The 340-nt window shown below is 38.8% G+C and carries 1 protein-coding gene; it reads right to left on the bottom strand.

What is annotated here, in order from left to right; translation table 11 throughout:
- Positions 1-36 precede the first annotated feature (36 nt).
- A partial coding sequence (locus JEM65_RS21895; RefSeq protein ID WP_199603883.1) for a hypothetical protein occupies positions 37-340 on the bottom strand: 304 nt, incomplete at its 5' end.

Below are 340 nucleotides of genomic sequence, written 5' to 3'. Positions count from 1 at the left end.
AAATGACTGCATCATTTAAGACTTCATCGATCCCTGTTAGCTCTGATGAATATAGTGGATTAGTAGCTCATTTGGAGCAGTTTCGAGTCCATCCCACGGGGTTTTATGATGCTGATGGTGTATCGCTTTATGATCGCTGTCGTGAAGAGCCTCTTTAGGATTTTCTGATTCAATAAACTTCGATTGAAACACTTTCATTTCGGGCATTGAGCTTTCATCAAGTGCTGCATTAACTTTCTGCACAAATTCAATAAATTTCATTTTTGCAAAACCTAAATCTTCCGCAGATAAAGCAGGTACAAAATTAGAGCGGAAGTTATTTGCATTGCGAATAGGAGGG

The sequence above is a fragment of the Gelidibacter salicanalis genome, assembly GCF_016469035.1.
Lineage (GTDB): Bacteria > Bacteroidota > Bacteroidia > Flavobacteriales > Flavobacteriaceae > Gelidibacter > Gelidibacter salicanalis_A.
Note: the sequence above shows the minus strand (reverse complement) of the source record. Positions and strands in the feature narration are given on the sequence as shown.